The following is a 15,675-nucleotide window of genomic DNA, read 5'->3' on the forward strand; positions in this document are numbered from 1 at the left end:
AAATAGTAGCACGGGCGTCATGTATCAAGGTAGCGCGCGGGAAACATGACCTTACAGGCCGAACTTTGTTGTGCTGATGCAACATGAACAGGCATCCCACAGTTCGCCGAAGCGCTGCTTGTAGCCGGCGTTTTCCAGCGCATCGTCGATCAGCAGCTTGCCGCGGAAATGCTTGCTGTGCGTACGAATCAACAGGCAACCGCCTGCGCTCAGCATGAAGGTTTCAGTCAGGTGGCGCAGGTTGCGCGGGGTCTGCCGTATCTGTATCCGATGAGATTGCGCGGTGCACAAATTCCACAGTCGCGGCATGCGGTGCTGCAGCGCATTGGCGTCGTGCAGCACGATGCGCATGGTCATCGCCGGGTCGCGCGCCAGGGCGTCCGACAGCTGTGCCACGCGTGGTGAGCTTGCCAGCGCGGTGTCCACCAGATCGACGTCGAAAATGTCGAGACCGACCCGGATCTGGTCGAGCCACTGCGCCACCGCGGCCTGATAGCCCGCGCGGTCTGCGAAGCGCAGCGGCTCGGCTGTGTCAGTCACCCTGCGCACCCGGATAAAGGAAGCCGTCGCGATACCAGTCGTGCAGCAGTGCCAGTGTGTCGGCGTGGTCGGACACGGAGGGCAGCCGTCGTTCGCGCGCCAGCGCAGTGAGCGCATCGGCGCTGCCGGGCGGTACATCGATTGCTTCACCGTTGATCCAGACATGGCGACCGCTGCGCAGCAGCTGCGTGCGGGTGTCGAGCCGCACGCCGTGCTTCGCCACCCTCTGTGCGAAGCGTTTCGGACTCAGCATGTCGTCCGGCGGATCGAAGAACACGTGCTGCTTCGGTTCCGACAGATAGCTGCCGAGGAACTGTTCGACGTCACTGCGCGTCCAGCGGATGGCGCCGAGCATATCGGCAACGCGATCGATCATCGCCGGCGGCAGTCGGGCGGGGTCATCCTGCAACGCGAGATCCGGGTCGGCGTACATGCCGTCGAGGCACAGCCGGTCGCGCAGGTGATCGAGGAAGGCGGTGCCCAGTTCCTGCGCCGACGGGGCGCGGAAGCCGATCGAATAGGTGGTGCACTCGCCTTCCGCCACGCCGTTGTGCGCGTAGTGCGGCGGCAGGTAGAGCAGATCGCCGGGTTCGAGCAGCCATTCCTGCTCGGGCACGAAGTCGCGCAGGATGCGCAGCGGCGCCCCCTCGACCAGTGTCAGGTCCTTCTGCGCGCTGATCTGCCAGCGGCGCCGGCCACTGCCCTGCAGCAGGAACACGTCGTAGGAATCGAAGTGCGGCCCGACGCCGCCGCCATCGGTGGCATAGCTCACCATGACGTCGTCGAGCCGCGCGTAAGGGATGAAGGCGAAGCGGCGCATCAGGGCATCGGCTTGCGGCAGCACCAGATTCAGGCCCTGCACCAGCACCGTCCAGGGCTGCGCCTTCGGCCGTTTGAGCAGGCGCCCGGGCAGCGGGCCGCGTTCGAATTGCCAGCCGGTGGTGCCATGGGCGATGAAGCGCGATTCGACGTCCTCGTCGCGCGCCAGATCGAACAGCGCGTCGCGGTTCAGCAGGCCGTCGAAACCGGGGATGGCGCCGCGCACCAGCAGCGGCTTCTTCTGCCAGTGATCACGCAGGAAGGTGCGCGGGCTCAGCCCGCCGAGCAATGTCTTGTCCATGGTGCGGATTATCTCCGATGCGCCGGAAAGCGCGCGCGCAGCGGGTAAAATCCGCCTCCCCCCAGAATCATGCAAGGTTGAACGATGCCGGTCGTCCGTATCGAATCGATGGACCACGAAGGTCGCGGCGTCACGCACTTCGAAGGCAAGGTGATTTTCGTGGATGGCGCGCTGACCGGCGAGCTGATCGATTTTTCGCCCTATGTCCGCAAGCCGTCGTACGAGCTGGCGCAGATCAGCCGCATCCTCAAGCACAGCCCGCAGCGCGTGCAGCCGCGCTGCCGTTACTTCGGCACCTGCGGCGGCTGCAGCATGCAGCACCTCGACGTGGTCGCGCAGGCGTCGGTCAAGCAGCGCGTGCTGGAAGACGCGCTGTGGCATATCGGCCGCGTGAAGCCGGAGACGGTGTTCACGCCTCTGATCGGCCCAGGCTGGGGTTACCGTTACCGTGCACGCCTGTCGGTGCGTCACGTGTCGCGCAAGGGTGGCGTGCTGGTGGGCTTTCGCGAACGCAAGTCGAGCCATGTGACCAACATGTCGTCGTGCGAGGTGCTGCCGCCACACACGTCCGCGCTACTGATGCCGCTACGCGCGCTGATAAACAGCCTTTCGATCTGCGATCGAGTGCCGCAGGTCGAGGTGGCGATCGGCGGCGAAGGCCGGCAGCAGATGACGGTGCTGGTGTTTCGTGTGCTCGCGCCGTTGTCGGCGCAGGACGAAACTGCGCTGCGTGCGTTTGCCGACACGCAGCGGGTGTCCATCTATGTGCAGCCGGGTGGCCCGGACACGCTGGCGCCGTTCTGGCCGTTGCCGATGCCCGAGCTGGCGTACGAACTGCCTGATTTTGGCGTGCGCCTTGCGTTCGCGCCGTCCGAATTCACGCAGGTGAATCACGGCATGAACCGTTCGCTGCTGCGCCGCTCGATGTCGATGCTGGCGCCGCAGCGGGGCGAGCGCATCGCCGACATGTTCTGCGGCCTGGGCAACTTTTCGCTGCCGATTGCGGCGCTCGGCGCCGACGTGGTCGGTATCGAGGGCGCCGAAGCGCTGGTGCAGCGCGCCGCGCGCAACGCCGAAGCGAACGGTCTGGCGTCGCGCGCGAGTTTTCGCGTCGCCAACCTGTTCAAGGCGACCCCCGAGAGCCTCGCTGAGCTCGGCCACTTCGACAAGATGCTGATCGATCCGCCGCGAGAAGGTGCCTTCGATCTCGTCAAGGCGCTGCCCCGGGCAGATGCCGCAGGGGCGCTGCAGCGCATCGTTTACGTGTCGTGCAGCCCGGCTACGCTGGCGCGCGACGTTGCGGTGCTGATCAACGAAAAAGGTTATCGCTTCCGCGGCGCGGGCATCGCCAACATGTTTCCGCAGACCTCGCACGTCGAGTCGATCGCGCTGATCGAGCGCTGACCCGGTCGCCTGCGATGGCAGACATGAAAAAGGCGGCCTGAGCCGCCTTTTTCATTCCGCACTGCCGGGTTCAGTCGCGCTGACCGGTCAGGGCCATCAGCAGATGCAGCAGGCTGACGAACATGTTGTACAGGTTCAGATACACCGACAGCGACGCCGACACGTAGTTGGTTTCGCCGCCGCGCACGATGCGCTGCACGTCGTACAGCATCCACGCCGCCGAAATCATCACGATGCCACCCGAGATCGCCAGCGACAGCACCGGCATCTTCAGGAAGATGTTGGCGACAATGGCGAGCAGCAGCACGATCATGCCGACCATCAGGAAGCTGCCCATGTTCGAGAAGTCGCGCTTCGTCGTGCTGGCGATCGACGCCAGCGTGAAGAAGGTGACCGCCGTGCCGCCCGCGGCCATCGCGATCAGCGATCCGCCGTTCGAAAAGCCCAGCGCGACCTGCAGGATGCGGCTCAGCATCAGGCCCATGAAGAAGGTGAAGCCGAGCAGCAGGGCGACGCCCAGTCCGCTGTTCTTGTTCTTCTCGATCGCCCACATAAAGCCCCAGGCGACGCCCATGAACAATGCGAACGCGATGAACGGGCTGCCCGCCATGAACGAGAAGTTCATCTGGATGCCCGCTACGGCGCCGAGCAGTGTCGGAACCATCGACGCGGCCAGCATCATGTAGGTGTTCCGCAGTACGCGGTTCTGTCCGGCACTTGCGGTGCCGGCAGTCTGTATGGTCTGGAATTGCGGTTGCATGGCGTGACCCCGAAGGATGATTAACACACTAAAGACTATCGCACAGGTCGTTAAGTTTCAACGCATTGGACGCGTGTTAATATCCGGCCCCGAATGAAAACGTGGTGTTGCGGCGTCGGACACCTCGATATTCATCGCGAGCAGTGCAGCGGAAGCGTGGCAGAGCGGTTGAATGCACCGGTCTTGAAAACCGGCGAAGGTGAAAGCCTTCCGTGAGTTCGAATCTCACCGCTTCCGCCAACAGTCAATTGCCCTGGCGGCACAGATGTGGCGTCCCGGCTGTGCTCACATCACCCGTGCGTAAAGCGTGATGACGACGATGCACACCCCGTTCAGCAACAGCCCGCAGCGCATCATCGAGGCCGCCGACACGTAGCCGGTGCCGAATACCAGTGCGTTCGGAGGTGTGGCGACCGGGAGCATGAAGGCGCACGAGGCCGAAATTGCAATGGCGGCCGACAGCGCGCGCGGATCGAGGCCGAAGTCGGGGGCCAGCACGGCGAACACCGGAACCAGCAGCGCGGCGCTGGCGGTGTTGCTGACCAGTTCGGTCAGCATGACCACGAAGGCGATGATGCCGAGCAACACCAGCCAGTCGGGTGTGCCGCGCAGCAGGTCGGTCAGTGCGTCGGCCAGAAAGCGGCTCGCGCCACTCGAACCCATCAGGGCGCTCAGCGCCAGGCCGCCGCCGAACAGCAGCAGCACGCCCCACTGCGTATGCGATTCGATGTCCGGCCAGTCGATGGCGCGGCTGGCCACCAGCAGCGCGATCGCGGCCAGTGCGACCACGGCGTCGATGTCCTGTTCGACGCCCAGCGCGTGCGCCAGCGGCGCACCGAACACCCAGCCTGCTACGGCGAATGCAAAGACCGATGCCGTGGCGATGCGACCGGGGGTCCATCCGTCGTCCGCATCCTCTGCCGGCAGTTCGATGCGTCCGCCGAGCGTCGGACGCAGCGTCAGCCACAGCGTCGCCGCCATCAGCGGCATCAGCACGAAGACCAGCGGCAGCCCGAAGCGCAGCCATTCCGCAAAGCCGATGCCGGCCTGGGCGGCGGCGATGGCGTTCGGCGGGCTGCCGACCAGCGTACCGATGCCGCCGATGCTGGCGCTGTAGGCCACGCCCAGCAGCATGAAGGTGCGTTCGCGCGAATCGGCATCGGGGCCGAGCAGACCGAGTGCCAGCGGCAGCATCATGGCTGCGGTGGCGGTGTTGCTGATCCACATCGACAGCAGTGCGGTCAGCGCAAACAGCAAGGCCAGCGACCTCACCCTGCTTCCGCCCGACAGGGCGAGCACCCGGCGGGCGAGCCAGCGATCCAGCCCGTGCCGCGCGAGCGCCGCCGCCAGCGCAAAGCCGCCGAGGAACAGGAAGATGATGGGGTGCGCGAACGACGCCAGCGCCTTCGATGGCGGCACACCGGCAAACAGCACCGCCAGCAGCGGCACCAGCAGCGCGGTCAGCGTCAGCGGCAGGGCCTGCGTCATCCACAGGGATCCGGCCAGCGCAAAGATCGCCAGCGCGGCGCGCAGTGCAGGGTTGTCCGGGCCAAAGGCGGCCACGGCGAGAGCGAGCCCCACGCAGGCGCCCATGCGCAACAGGGAAGCGGCCATTTCAGGATCGAAGGAAGTACGGACCGGATACAAGGATACCGGTGCGCGCATCCGCGTCAGCCCATGGACGACTCACAGGTCGCCGCCAACGAGCGTTTGCTAAGTCGCCGTGATGGTGCCGAGTGCATCCTGGCGCGAGCGGGCGACCAGCGCATCCACCGGCTCGGGCCGGCCGAAAAGATAGCCCTGGAAGCCATCGCAACCGTGCTGCATCAGCAGCGCGTGCTGGGCACCGGTCTCTACGCCTTCGGCGATCACCGACAGGCCCAGCGAGTGGCTCATGGCCAGGATGGCGCGCACGATGGCCAGATCGTTCTGGTCGAGCGTGATGTCGCGGATGAAGGTGCGGTCGATCTTCACCTCGTCCACGGGCAGGCGCTTGAGATAGGACAGCGACGAGTAACCGGTACCGAAATCGTCGATCGAAAAGCGGATGCCGACCGACTTAAGCTGCAGCATGCGCTCGATCACGTCTTCGACACGGTCCAGCACCACGCTCTCGGTCAGTTCCAGCGTGAGGCGGCGGGCGTCGATGCCGTGGCGGCGAACGGCGTCCAGCACGTAATCGACGAAGTTTGGCTGGTGGAACTGCCGGGCACTCACGTTCACCGACAGGCAAAGCGCGGCCATGGTGGCATCGCTCTGCCAGTTCTTCAGCCAGATGCAGGCCTGCTCGATCACCCATTCGCCAATCTCGACGATGAGACCGGTTTCCTCGGCCAGCGGAATGAACTGCAGCGGTGGTATCGGCGGTGAGTCGGGCGGCAGCCAGCGCAGCAGCGCCTCGGCGCCCGTCACGCATTGATTTGCATCCACCTGCGGCTGGCAGTAGAGCGTCAGTTCGTGCTGTGCGATGCCACGTCGCAGTGCCGTTTCCATCGCGGCGCGGGCGTCGATGGCGGCCTGCATGTCCGGATTGAAGAAGCGCGACGTATTGCGACCGGCGTTCTTGGCCTGGTAGAGCGCAACGTCCGCCTGCTTCAGCAGCAGTTCCGCGGCCGTCTCATGGGCCTGGAAAAGTGTCACGCCGATGCTGGTGGTGCTGTGATGAGGCGGCCGGTCCGCCTGCAGGATGAAGGGCTGCGCGAGTGCGCTGCGCACCTTGTCGGCGACCGCTTCGGCCTGTCTCGTCGCGGTGGCGGCATCCAGCCCAAGGCCTTCGATGACCATCACGTATTCATCGCCGCCCAGGCGAGCCACGGTATCTTCCTGACGCAGGGCTGACGTGAGCCGCTTGGCCACCTCGATCAGCAATCGATCACCGAGATCATGCCCCTGCGTGTCGTTGAGGTTCTTGAAGTGATCGAGATCAAGGATGAAAAGTGCGCCGAATTGCTGGCTTCGGCCGCTCACTGCCATGGCCCTTTGGAGGCGGTCCATCAGCAGGCGGCGATTGGGCAGGGCGGTGAGCGGGTCGTAGTAGGCAAGTTGCAGGATCTGCTCTTCGGCCTGCTTCTGCTCGGTGATGTCGACGCAGAAACCCATCATCCGGTCGCCCGGCAGTGCGATGGCGTGCAGCTCGGCGACGAGCACCTGCCCATCCTTGCGGTGCAGGTTGATTTCGGCCTTCTGGCTGCCGCCGCCGAGGATGCTCCGATGCAGTTCAGCATGCTTGCCGGAAAGCCCGGACGGCGCCAGATCGGTCGCCGACATGGTCAGCAGTTCTTCACGTGTGTAGCCGACCATGGCGCATGCGGACGGATTCGCGTCGATGAAGAGACCTTCCGCGTCGGTCACGAAAACACCTTCCGGCGCGTGTTCTATATAGGTGCGATAGCGTTCCTCGCTCTCGCGCAGTTCCCGCTCCAGCGCCTCCCGGCGCGAGACTTCGCGAACCAGCGCGTCGTTCTTGTCCTTCAACTCGGAGCGGTCGCGGTTGGACTCGAGCACATCCGCCTCCAGTTTTCGGGCACGTTGCCGTGTGCCGTGCGTCGCCAGCAGCACGAGCAGCAGCAACAGCGGTCCGGCCACCGCTACATAGGGAAAGATGCGGACGGCGAGCGGCCCGTGCAGTCTGGATTCCGGTACCAGGGTCACCAGCGACAGGCCGGTGTTTCCGACGGCGGTGCGCAGTACCAGATCGCCCGCCTGAACCGGCAGGGGCAGGTCCGCAGGCAAGTGGCCGGCCGGTGTCGGCAGGCCTTCCGGCAGCGTCGCCAGCGCAGGGAGCGGCTCCGCTTTCAGCGCCATGGGCAGGCTTGCAGTCAGCGGCCGCCCGCGCTCGTCGATCAGCAGTTGCCGCGGCCCCTCGTCATCGATCGGTGAGGACAGATAGCGCGACAGCAGCGCCAGATCGGTCACTGTCGTGACCGTGCCACCGGGCGTGCCGCGGTAGCCGACCCCGGCTGACGCGATGATGCGGTGGTGTGCGGCATCGATTTCGAGCACCGGATCCGGACCGGAGGTCTTGACCGGCGGCAGCTCCAGTGCGCCGGGCGAGGTGTCGGCCAGTACCTCGCCGGATTCATCGACATACCGGATCCGCGAATAGACCGGGCTGCCCAGCGCCTGTCGGCGCTCGATGGCACGTCGCAGGCTGCTGTCGACTTCGTACAGGTTGGCGCCCAGGCCATACCGCATGGACATGCCCAGCGCGCGATTGGTCAGGAAGACATCGATTTCGTTGCTGTCGGCGAGGTTGCGCACGAAGTGGCGCTGCTCGGCCAGAAAGTCGGTCAGCAGGCCGGACGTCTGGCGCGCGTCGGCCAGCAGCCGGGCTTCCTCCGACGACTTCAGTTTCTGCTGGGAGTCGTGCGAGTGCACCAGCAGTGCGCCGACTGACACCGAAAAGAGGGCGGTCGCCAGTTGCGCCATGCGTTGCCAGGTCAGCCAGGCGCTCATGACTTGGGCGACGATCCCGAAATGTTCAATGGGGTTGAGCAAAGAAATCCGGGAAGTGGCGCTGCACACCCGGGTAATACTTGATGACGAGCCGGTCGTAGCGTCCGTCCGCGCGGACCATGCGCAGATAGTCATCGAAAGCCTTGCGCAGCTCCGGGGCATCCTTCGGAAAGGCAGCGGCCAGATCCTGCACGTCCGAGATCGGGCCGAGCACCTTGAACTGGCCCGGCCACTTCTTCATGTCCAGCAGCAGGTCCGGAACGTCGAGCAGCGACAGATCCGCGTCACGATTCAGCAGTGCTGGCACCATTTCGTTGATGTTCGTGCTCTGCGTCCAGGCGCGCAGTTCGATGTTGCGGCCCTTGAGGTCGTAGTTGGACGGATCGAGACAGGTTCGTTCCATCACGAGCAGGCTGTGTCCCACGGCCAGTGCCCGCGTCTCGTCGATGTCGCGGCGCAGGTCCTCGCTGCCCCGGATCGGCCGGATGCGAGAATCCGCACGTGCGATGAGCATGACCTGCGAGGGGAAGGTCGGAGCCGAAAACAGCAGCACCTGTTCGCGCCAGGGCAGTACCGTCAGTCCGGTGGCAATCATGTCGCCGCGTACCGGGTGCTGGCCGGCCAGCCGTACCGAATTACCTTCGCGCACCACGTCCTGACCCAGCAGGTCGCGGATCACCGAATAGAAGTCGCTGTAGACCAGCCGGTACCGGACGCCGATGTGGCGCGCGAAGCCCTGTACGAGTTCGACGTCGAAACCGTCGCCCGCACCGGTGACGAAGTTGGCGTAGCGGACGCCGAGGTGGCGCAACTCGCCCCGTGCGCGGATGTCCGCCAGATCTGCAGCACTGCTGCCTGTAACGAAAACGGCGAGAAACAACCCGGCGAACAAGCGCCCCAGCCTGTGTCTCATGACATCACCTCTTGGCCTGCATCGAAGAACGCGGACACACTCATCGTGATCCGCTTCTGTCAGTTTCGACTGATGCAGGACAATCTTTAGCGAGGATTGATGCAGAGCGCGGCGCGACATCGTCGCGCCGCCCGCCCGGGCGGGCTGCGTCAGCCGCAGCTCCCCACCGCGCCGCAGGCGGTGCAGAAATCGCAGCCGTCCTTGCGGATGACCGACTGATTGCCGCATTCGCCGCACAGCGCACCCTGCATCAACCTGGGTTCGTCGTCGCCGCGCGGCGATTCGAGGATGCCCATTTCGCGCATCGGGAAGCCGGCTTCGTCGAGAATGCCCAGCATGGCGTAGCGGTGGATGATGAGCCGGGCGACGTAGGCGACCGTCGACGGCCAGTTCTGCTGGCGGCGGGTGCCGGGCACGAAAGCCATGAAGTCGCCCAGCGGTTCCGGATAGCTGATGAGCTTGCGCAGCTTCATGCCGATCCAGGCCGGGTCCATCACGCGCATGTCGAGCGCGAGGATGCGGGTGAGCCCGTCGAGCGCGCGCGGGTAATTGCCCGACAGCCACACCGAGTACGGGCGCGTTTCACCGCCCGGCAGCGTGATTTCCTTCAGGCCCAGCACGAAATCCTCGCCGGTGGCCGGGTTGCTGATATCCACCGTCCAGCTCAGCGTGCCGTCGGTGCCGGTCTTCGGCTCCTGCAGCGCGAACAGCGTGTCGAGCACCGGCGTCGGCGCTTCGCGTTCGAGGGCACCGAGCTTGTCGCAGCGGTAGCGGATCACGTTGGCGAACGCGGCCACCACGCCGGGCATGCGGCGGTGCTCGCCGCTGGGCGGCAGCGGCATGTCGAAACCCTGATCGCTGGCGGTGCGCGCCAGCACGTCGAGCTTGAGCTTGAGCCAGCCCGGGTCGTTGGCACGCATGTCCATCGACAGCGTCTTCGCGACGGCGCCCAGACCACGCGGCTGGTCGGCGCCATTGACCCACACCTCGAACGGCAGGGTCTGCATGCGGCCATCCGCACCTTCGTTTTCGATGTGGCCGACGAACAGCGCGAATTCGCCGCCCGGCGTCTTCAGCATGTAGGTCCAGCTCTGGTTGCCGTCCGGCATGTCGGGCCGGCCGGGCCAGCGCAGGCTGGACAGCACCGGCGCCGGCAGCGCGCCGATCGACAGTCGCTGGTTGGTGCCGGTGATGATTTCGACGTCGTGCGGCTGCTTCTTCTCTTCCGTCTTCGGTGCGTCGACCGACAGCACGCTGCCCAGCACGCTGTTCGGCCGGTAGGTCGCGAGACCCTTCAGGCCAGCCTTCCATGCGGCGAGGTACAGATCTTCGAAGTCGGCGTACGGATAGTCGGCCGGCACGTTCACCGTCTTGGAAATAGACGTATCAACATAGGGGGCGACCGCCGCGACCATGTCCTTGTGCGCGGCGGCGGAAATTTCGAGTGCCGTGACGAACCAGGGCGGCAGTTTCGTCACGTCGCCGCCGAGGTGCCGGTACATGCGCCAGGCGTAGTCCTCGACCGCGTATTCCTTGAAGGTGCCGTCGGCCATGCGCTTCTTGCGCGTGTAGGTCCAGGAGAACGGCGGCTCGATGCCGTTGCTCGCGTTGTCGGCAAAGGCCAGCGAAATGGTGCCGGTGGGCGCGATCGACAGCAGGTGCGAATTGCGCAGGCCGTGCTTGCGGATCTGCTCCTTCACCTCGGCCGGCAGGCGCGACGCGAAATTGCCGCCCGACAGATACATGTCGGCGTTGAACAGCGGAAAGCTGCCGCGCTCCTTCGCCAGTTCGACCGACGCGAGATAGGACGTGTCACGCATGACCTCGGAAATGCGCGACGCCATCAGCCGCGCTTCCTGCGTGTCGTAACGCTGGCGCAGCATGATCAGCGCGTCGCCCAGGCCGGTGAAGCCGAGGCCGACCCGGCGCTTGGCCATGGCTTCGTCGCGCTGCTGAGGCAACGGCCAGTGGGTCACTTCGAGCACGTTGTCCAGCATGCGGATGGCCACCGCGCAGACTTCGGCGAAGCCATCGAAATCGAACTCGGCCGTTTCGCTGAACGGCTTCGTCACGAACCGGGTCAGATTGATCGACCCCAGATCGCAGCAGCCGTACGGCGGCAGCGGCTGTTCGGCGCACGGATTGGTCGCCTCGATGCTTTCGCAGTAGTACAGGTTGTTGTCGCGGTTGATGCGGTCGAGGAACAGGATGCCCGGCTCGGCATGGTCGTAGGTCGAGCGCATGATCTGGTCCCACAGCTCGCGCGCCCGCGGCTTGGCATAGACCCACATGCCGTCTTCGCGCTGGTAGGCGCCGGCGGCCTTGATGTCGGCAGCCGGTTCGGCCTTGTGTACCAGGTCGACCGTGCCGTCGGCTTCGACCGCCTTCATGAAGGTGTCGGTGACGCCGACCGACACGTTGAAGTTGGTCAGGTCGCCGCTGTCCTTGGCGTGGATGAATTGTTCGATGTCCGGGTGATCGCAGCGCAGCACGCCCATCTGTGCGCCGCGACGGCTGCCGGCCGATTCGACCGTTTCGCACGAGCGGTCGAACACCCGCATGTAGCTGACCGGGCCGGATGCACGCGATTGCGTGCCCCGCACGCGGGCGCCGACCGGGCGGATGCTGGAAAAGTCATAGCCCACGCCGCCGCCGCGGCGCATGGTTTCAGCGGCCTGCGCCAGCGCCGTGTAGATACCCGGGCGCTGGTCTTCGATTTCGGTGATCGAGTCACCGACCGGCTGCACGAAGCAGTTGATCAATGTGGCGGTGAGCTGGGTGCCGGCGGCGGAACTGATGCGTCCGGCGGGCACGAAGCCCCTCTCCTGCGCGTCGAGGAATTTCGCTTCCCAGTGCGCGCGGCGGTCTTCCGCCTCCGCCTGCGCAAGCGCCTTCGCCACACGGCGGCGCACTTCGGCCACTGTCGTTTCGCCGCCCTTGGCGTATTTCTCTATCAGCACTTCGCTGGAAATTTCCTGCTCCGGCAGGCAGGCGATTTTTTCTTCTTCGGTCAGCGGGACCAGATCGATCTGTTGCATGGATGTCTCCTGACGTCGTTTCACCGAACTTTACGCTTCGGTGACACGCCGCAACAGCCTTGACAGTCAGCCTGCCGGGCGGTCGTCCGCCTGCCGTCTGGCCTTGCGGTCGATGGCCACGGCGCGCTGCGCGATTGCACTGCAACATGACCCGGAAAGCCGGGCCGGCTGTGGAAAGAGCCTTTGCGGGAGCGGCCCCTGTGGGAGCGGCGGCCTCACCGCTTACACAGGAACCCTTCCCGCTGGCTCTGCGCGCTACGCCTTCGGCACCCTCAGCGCGAACACGCTGCCGTGGCCGACGCGCGAGCGCACGGTCAGTGGGTGCCCCAGCAGTTCGGCCTGCTTGCGCGCCAGTGCCAGGCCCAGACCCTGACCTTCATCGTGCCGGGTCTGGCGGTCGTCGAAGCGGCGGTACGGAATGAAGATCTGCGGGATCAGTTCGTCGGCGATGCCGGACCCGGTGTCCCACACCTGCAATTCCATTTCGTTCCCACGCGGGCGGGCGGCGACCAGCACGCGGCCGCGGTCGGTGTAGCGCACCGCGTTCGACACCAGATTGTCGAGAATGGAGCGCAGCATCATCGGGTCGCTGTCCACAATGGCCCGGCCGGGCCGGACCACCAGTTCGATGCCCTTGTCGCGCGCCAGCGGGCCGAACTGGGCGGCGCAAGACGCGAACACCTCGGCCAGCGGCAATGCACGACGCAGCACACGCGCCTCGCCGGCTTCCAGCCGCGACAGTTCGATCAGTCGCGACAGCTGGCTGCTCATCGCGCGCACCGCCTCGTCGACGCCGGCGCAGGCTTCATTCACTGTCGCGTGGCTCACTTCGTCGTCGCGCAGCGAGCGCAGATAGCGCATGTGCAGGCCGACGGCATGCACCGGCTGGCGCAGGTCGTGCGTCACGCCGGCGAGAAACAGATTCTTGGCGCGCATCGCCGCCTGCACGGCGTCGCGCTCGCGTCGCAGGGTGTCGGCCAGGCGGGCGTTCTGTCGGGTCAGCAGCAGGGCATTGCGCATCGTGGCGTGCGCATTGCGGCCGAATGAAATGAGTACCGCGAGGTAGAACACGATGGTCACGCCACCGGCGATACTGATGGCGCCGCCGATCAGCCACGACTTCACGACGAACGGCACCAGTGCACACACCAGATACAGATTGAGCGCGCGCGGCAGCGCCGTGGTGGCGGTGACGGCGCCGCCGGCCATGCCGACCAGCATGGCAACGCTGAAGAAGTCCATGAACGGGTCGCGCCCTTCGTAACCCAGCCAGGGCAGCACCCCCCAGGCCAGGCCGGTCAGCGCGGCGATCGCCGTATAGACGCGCTCGGTGCGGTCGAGCTGGTGGCCGACCAGTCCGGCCAGTTGCGGTTGCATCCAGCGCACGTAGAGGGCGCGCAGCGCGACCAGCAGGCAGACGATGGCCAGCCAGACCCAGACCGCCGAGTGTCCCTCGGCGCTGACCAGCACTGCTGCGGCAGTGCTGGCCACGGCAACGTTGCCGGCAACGATGGTCGGTGTATGGCCGAACAGCACGCCCAGCAGGTCACGCCGGACCGCCTCGCGCTCGTCCGCGCTGTCATCCGTGCAGTCGTGTGCGTCGAGCGGTATCGACGTCATCGCCATGGTATTTTCCGGCGCATGGAAGCCCGCGAGATTAGCATCGTCGTTGCCGAAGACCACGCCCTGGTGCGCCAGGGCCTGCGTCTGATGCTGTCGCGTGCGCCGCGCGTGCGCTGGCTGGGCGAAACGGGCGATGGCGAAGGCGCGCTGCGGCTCGCCCGTGAGCTCAAGCCGGACGTTCTGCTGCTCGACCTCGGCCTGCCGCGGCTTGACGGGCTCGAAGTGATGCAGGCCCTCGCCGCGACCCATCTGCCGACGCGCGTGCTGGTCGTGACGGCGCGTCAGGATGCCGCCACCGTTCAGGCCGCGTTGTCCTTCGGTGCCCATGGCTACATGCTGAAGACCGACGACGCCGACGCGCTGGTGTCGGCCATCCATACCGTGGGCGACGGCGGTTACCACGTCAGCCCGGAACTGGCGACCTTGTTCGGCCATGGCACGGCGGCCGAGCACGAAGGCCTGACCGGCCGGGAAATGGATATTGCCAGCCGTGTCGGACGTGGCCTGTCGAGCAAGCAGATCGGCGCCGAACTGGGCATTTCCGAACATACGGTGCGCAAGCACCGCGAAAACATCGCCCGCAAGCTCGGTCTGCGCAACGCGGCCGAGCTGGTGGCCTGGTCGATCCGCCAGCGCCTGCCCCTGGCTTGATCGGGCCGTGATCCAGTTCCTGCCCGCCCGTATTTCAGGGCGCCGGCTACGCGCTTGTTCGTATTTACCGTCCATCGGGCCACGCGCCTAATCCCTCCTGAAATTTCCGGCTGTGCGTTTGCCGCATTCCGCCCTGCGAGCGTTTTCCAGGTACGGGATTCGAAACGGTGATCGTCCGGAAGTCACGAGCGGGCAGGCGCCCGCCGGGAGACACAACAAGGAGGTTCAGATGACCATTTCCGCTTTCGGTGCGCTGCGAGGTGCCGTGTTTTCCCTGTGCCTGTGGGCGGGTGCAGCGTGCGCCGTGCCGATCACCTTCCAGACGACAGGATCGTCCGTACAGACCTATTTCGAGGGGCATCCGCTGGCGAGCGCGCGTTCGCGCCTTGACGGGCTGAGCGGCGCACTCGATCTCACGCGCGACACGCCCGTGCTGGCCAACTACTTCAAGCTGTTCGCGGGCACCGGGCCCGCAGACGAATCCGGCATGAGCGGCATCCAGTACCGGACCCACGCGCTGAGCATGACCGTCATGGGCCTCACCCGATCGTTCGAGGTCGACATCGGCATGCAGGAAATCGCCAATGGGCAGTACCAGTTGTACGCCTTCGATCTGCCGACGCTCACCTTCGACCTGGGCGCGACCGGCGTGCTCACCGTGACACCGGACCCGCTTCGCACCCAGTCGGTGCAGTTTCTGGCCAACACGCCCCTGTACCACTTTCGCGATGTGCGTGCGACCTTCGAGCTGTCCGGGCCGCTTGTTTCTGCCGTGCCCGAACCGGGATCGCTGGCGCTGACCGGGCTCGCGGTCGGTTTCCTGTGCGTGATGCGGCGACGCCGCAGCGGTTTTTGCAGAAATTGACCGATTTCAGCGGCATTTCGGGCGCGACCGCGATCGGTTGTGACGCATCGAACACCACCACTGTCACATCGACTTACAATTATGTAGGAATAATGCCTACGAGCGATCGCAAAGCACGGTCGCGGCAGCAACCGGGAGTCACACCATGAAAACCCCTCAACGTCGTCGCAACCTGCCCCGGTTGCGTACCTTGGTGGCCAATCTGCACCGCCCGCACGGGCTCGCGATCGGCATGGCGAGCCTGCCGCTGCTGATGTCGCCGGCGGCGTGGGCGCAGGCGATCCAGGCCGATGGCCGGACGCTGAC

The 15,675-nt window shown here is 65.7% G+C and carries 11 protein-coding genes and 1 tRNA gene; 4 read left to right on the forward strand and 8 right to left on the reverse strand.

From position 1 onward, the window contains the following. Nucleotides 1-51: 51 nt before the first annotated feature. Together ACTIFF_RS13510 and ACTIFF_RS13515 are read right to left on the reverse strand one after the other, a co-directional pair. Nucleotides 52-540, reverse strand: coding sequence for a hypothetical protein (locus tag ACTIFF_RS13510; RefSeq protein ID WP_439537295.1), 489 nt, complete (start codon nt 538-540; stop codon nt 52-54). Then, nucleotides 533-1,660 (reverse strand): JmjC domain-containing protein, encoded by a 1,128-nt coding sequence (locus ACTIFF_RS13515; protein ID WP_439537296.1) that lies wholly within the window; start codon nt 1,658-1,660, stop codon nt 533-535. The genes ACTIFF_RS13510 and ACTIFF_RS13515 overlap by 8 nt, the downstream gene beginning before the upstream one ends. A gap of 84 nt (nt 1,661-1,744) precedes the next feature. On the opposite strand from ACTIFF_RS13515, the gene rlmD reads away from it, so the two are divergent. Continuing rightward, nucleotides 1,745-3,064 (forward strand): 23S rRNA (uracil(1939)-C(5))-methyltransferase RlmD, encoded by a 1,320-nt coding sequence (gene rlmD / locus ACTIFF_RS13520; protein ID WP_439537297.1) that lies wholly within the window; start codon nt 1,745-1,747, stop codon nt 3,062-3,064. Nucleotides 3,065-3,134: 70 nt separating this feature from the next. Here rlmD and ACTIFF_RS13525 read toward each other — a convergent pair whose 3' ends face one another. Then, entirely contained in the window at nt 3,135-3,824 is a 690-nt protein-coding gene (locus ACTIFF_RS13525; protein ID WP_439537298.1) for a Bax inhibitor-1/YccA family protein, read from the reverse strand. Between the two features lie 150 nt (nt 3,825-3,974). On the opposite strand from ACTIFF_RS13525, the gene ACTIFF_RS13530 reads away from it, so the two are divergent. Beyond that, nucleotides 3,975-4,064, forward strand: a tRNA-Ser gene (locus tag ACTIFF_RS13530). 45 nt (nt 4,065-4,109) lie between these two features. On the opposite strand, the gene ACTIFF_RS13535 is transcribed toward ACTIFF_RS13530, so the two are convergent. The 5 genes from ACTIFF_RS13535 to ACTIFF_RS13555 all read right to left on the reverse strand — a co-directional run bounded on the left by ACTIFF_RS13535 (nt 4,110) and on the right by ACTIFF_RS13555 (nt 13,856). Continuing rightward, on the reverse strand, nt 4,110-5,438 hold the full coding sequence (locus tag ACTIFF_RS13535; protein WP_439537299.1) for an SLC13 family permease: 1,329 nt from the start codon (nt 5,436-5,438) through the stop codon (nt 4,110-4,112). Nucleotides 5,439-5,537: 99 nt separating this feature from the next. Further along, complete coding sequence (locus ACTIFF_RS13540) at nt 5,538-8,279, reverse strand: putative bifunctional diguanylate cyclase/phosphodiesterase (RefSeq protein ID WP_439537300.1); 2,742 nt, start codon at nt 8,277-8,279, stop codon at nt 5,538-5,540. Between the two features lie 25 nt (nt 8,280-8,304). Continuing rightward, nucleotides 8,305-9,192 carry a transporter substrate-binding domain-containing protein gene (locus ACTIFF_RS13545; RefSeq protein ID WP_439537301.1) on the reverse strand — a complete coding sequence of 296 codons (888 nt, stop codon included), beginning with the start codon at nt 9,190-9,192 and terminating at the stop codon, nt 8,305-8,307. A gap of 149 nt (nt 9,193-9,341) precedes the next feature. Then, nucleotides 9,342-12,230, reverse strand: a complete 2,889-nt coding sequence (locus ACTIFF_RS13550) for an adenosylcobalamin-dependent ribonucleoside-diphosphate reductase (RefSeq protein ID WP_439537302.1) — start codon at nt 12,228-12,230, stop codon at nt 9,342-9,344. Between the two features lie 255 nt (nt 12,231-12,485). Beyond that, nucleotides 12,486-13,856: a sensor histidine kinase gene (locus ACTIFF_RS13555; RefSeq protein WP_439537303.1), complete on the reverse strand. Its 1,371-nt coding sequence runs from the start codon at nt 13,854-13,856 to the stop codon at nt 12,486-12,488. 15 nt (nt 13,857-13,871) lie between these two features. Here ACTIFF_RS13555 and ACTIFF_RS13560 point away from each other — a divergent pair, with 15 nt between their 5' ends. Both ACTIFF_RS13560 and ACTIFF_RS13565 read left to right on the forward strand, forming a co-directional pair. Further along, nucleotides 13,872-14,504 (forward strand): response regulator, encoded by a 633-nt coding sequence (locus ACTIFF_RS13560; protein ID WP_439537304.1) that lies wholly within the window; start codon nt 13,872-13,874, stop codon nt 14,502-14,504. A 229-nt stretch (nt 14,505-14,733) separates the two neighbouring features. Continuing rightward, on the forward strand, nt 14,734-15,369 hold the full coding sequence (locus ACTIFF_RS13565; RefSeq protein ID WP_439537305.1) for a PEP-CTERM sorting domain-containing protein: 636 nt from the start codon (nt 14,734-14,736) through the stop codon (nt 15,367-15,369). The last annotated feature ends 306 nt before the right edge of the window (nt 15,370-15,675 follow it).

The organism is Methyloversatilis sp. (assembly GCF_051861465.1).
Lineage (GTDB): Bacteria > Pseudomonadota > Gammaproteobacteria > Burkholderiales > Rhodocyclaceae > Methyloversatilis.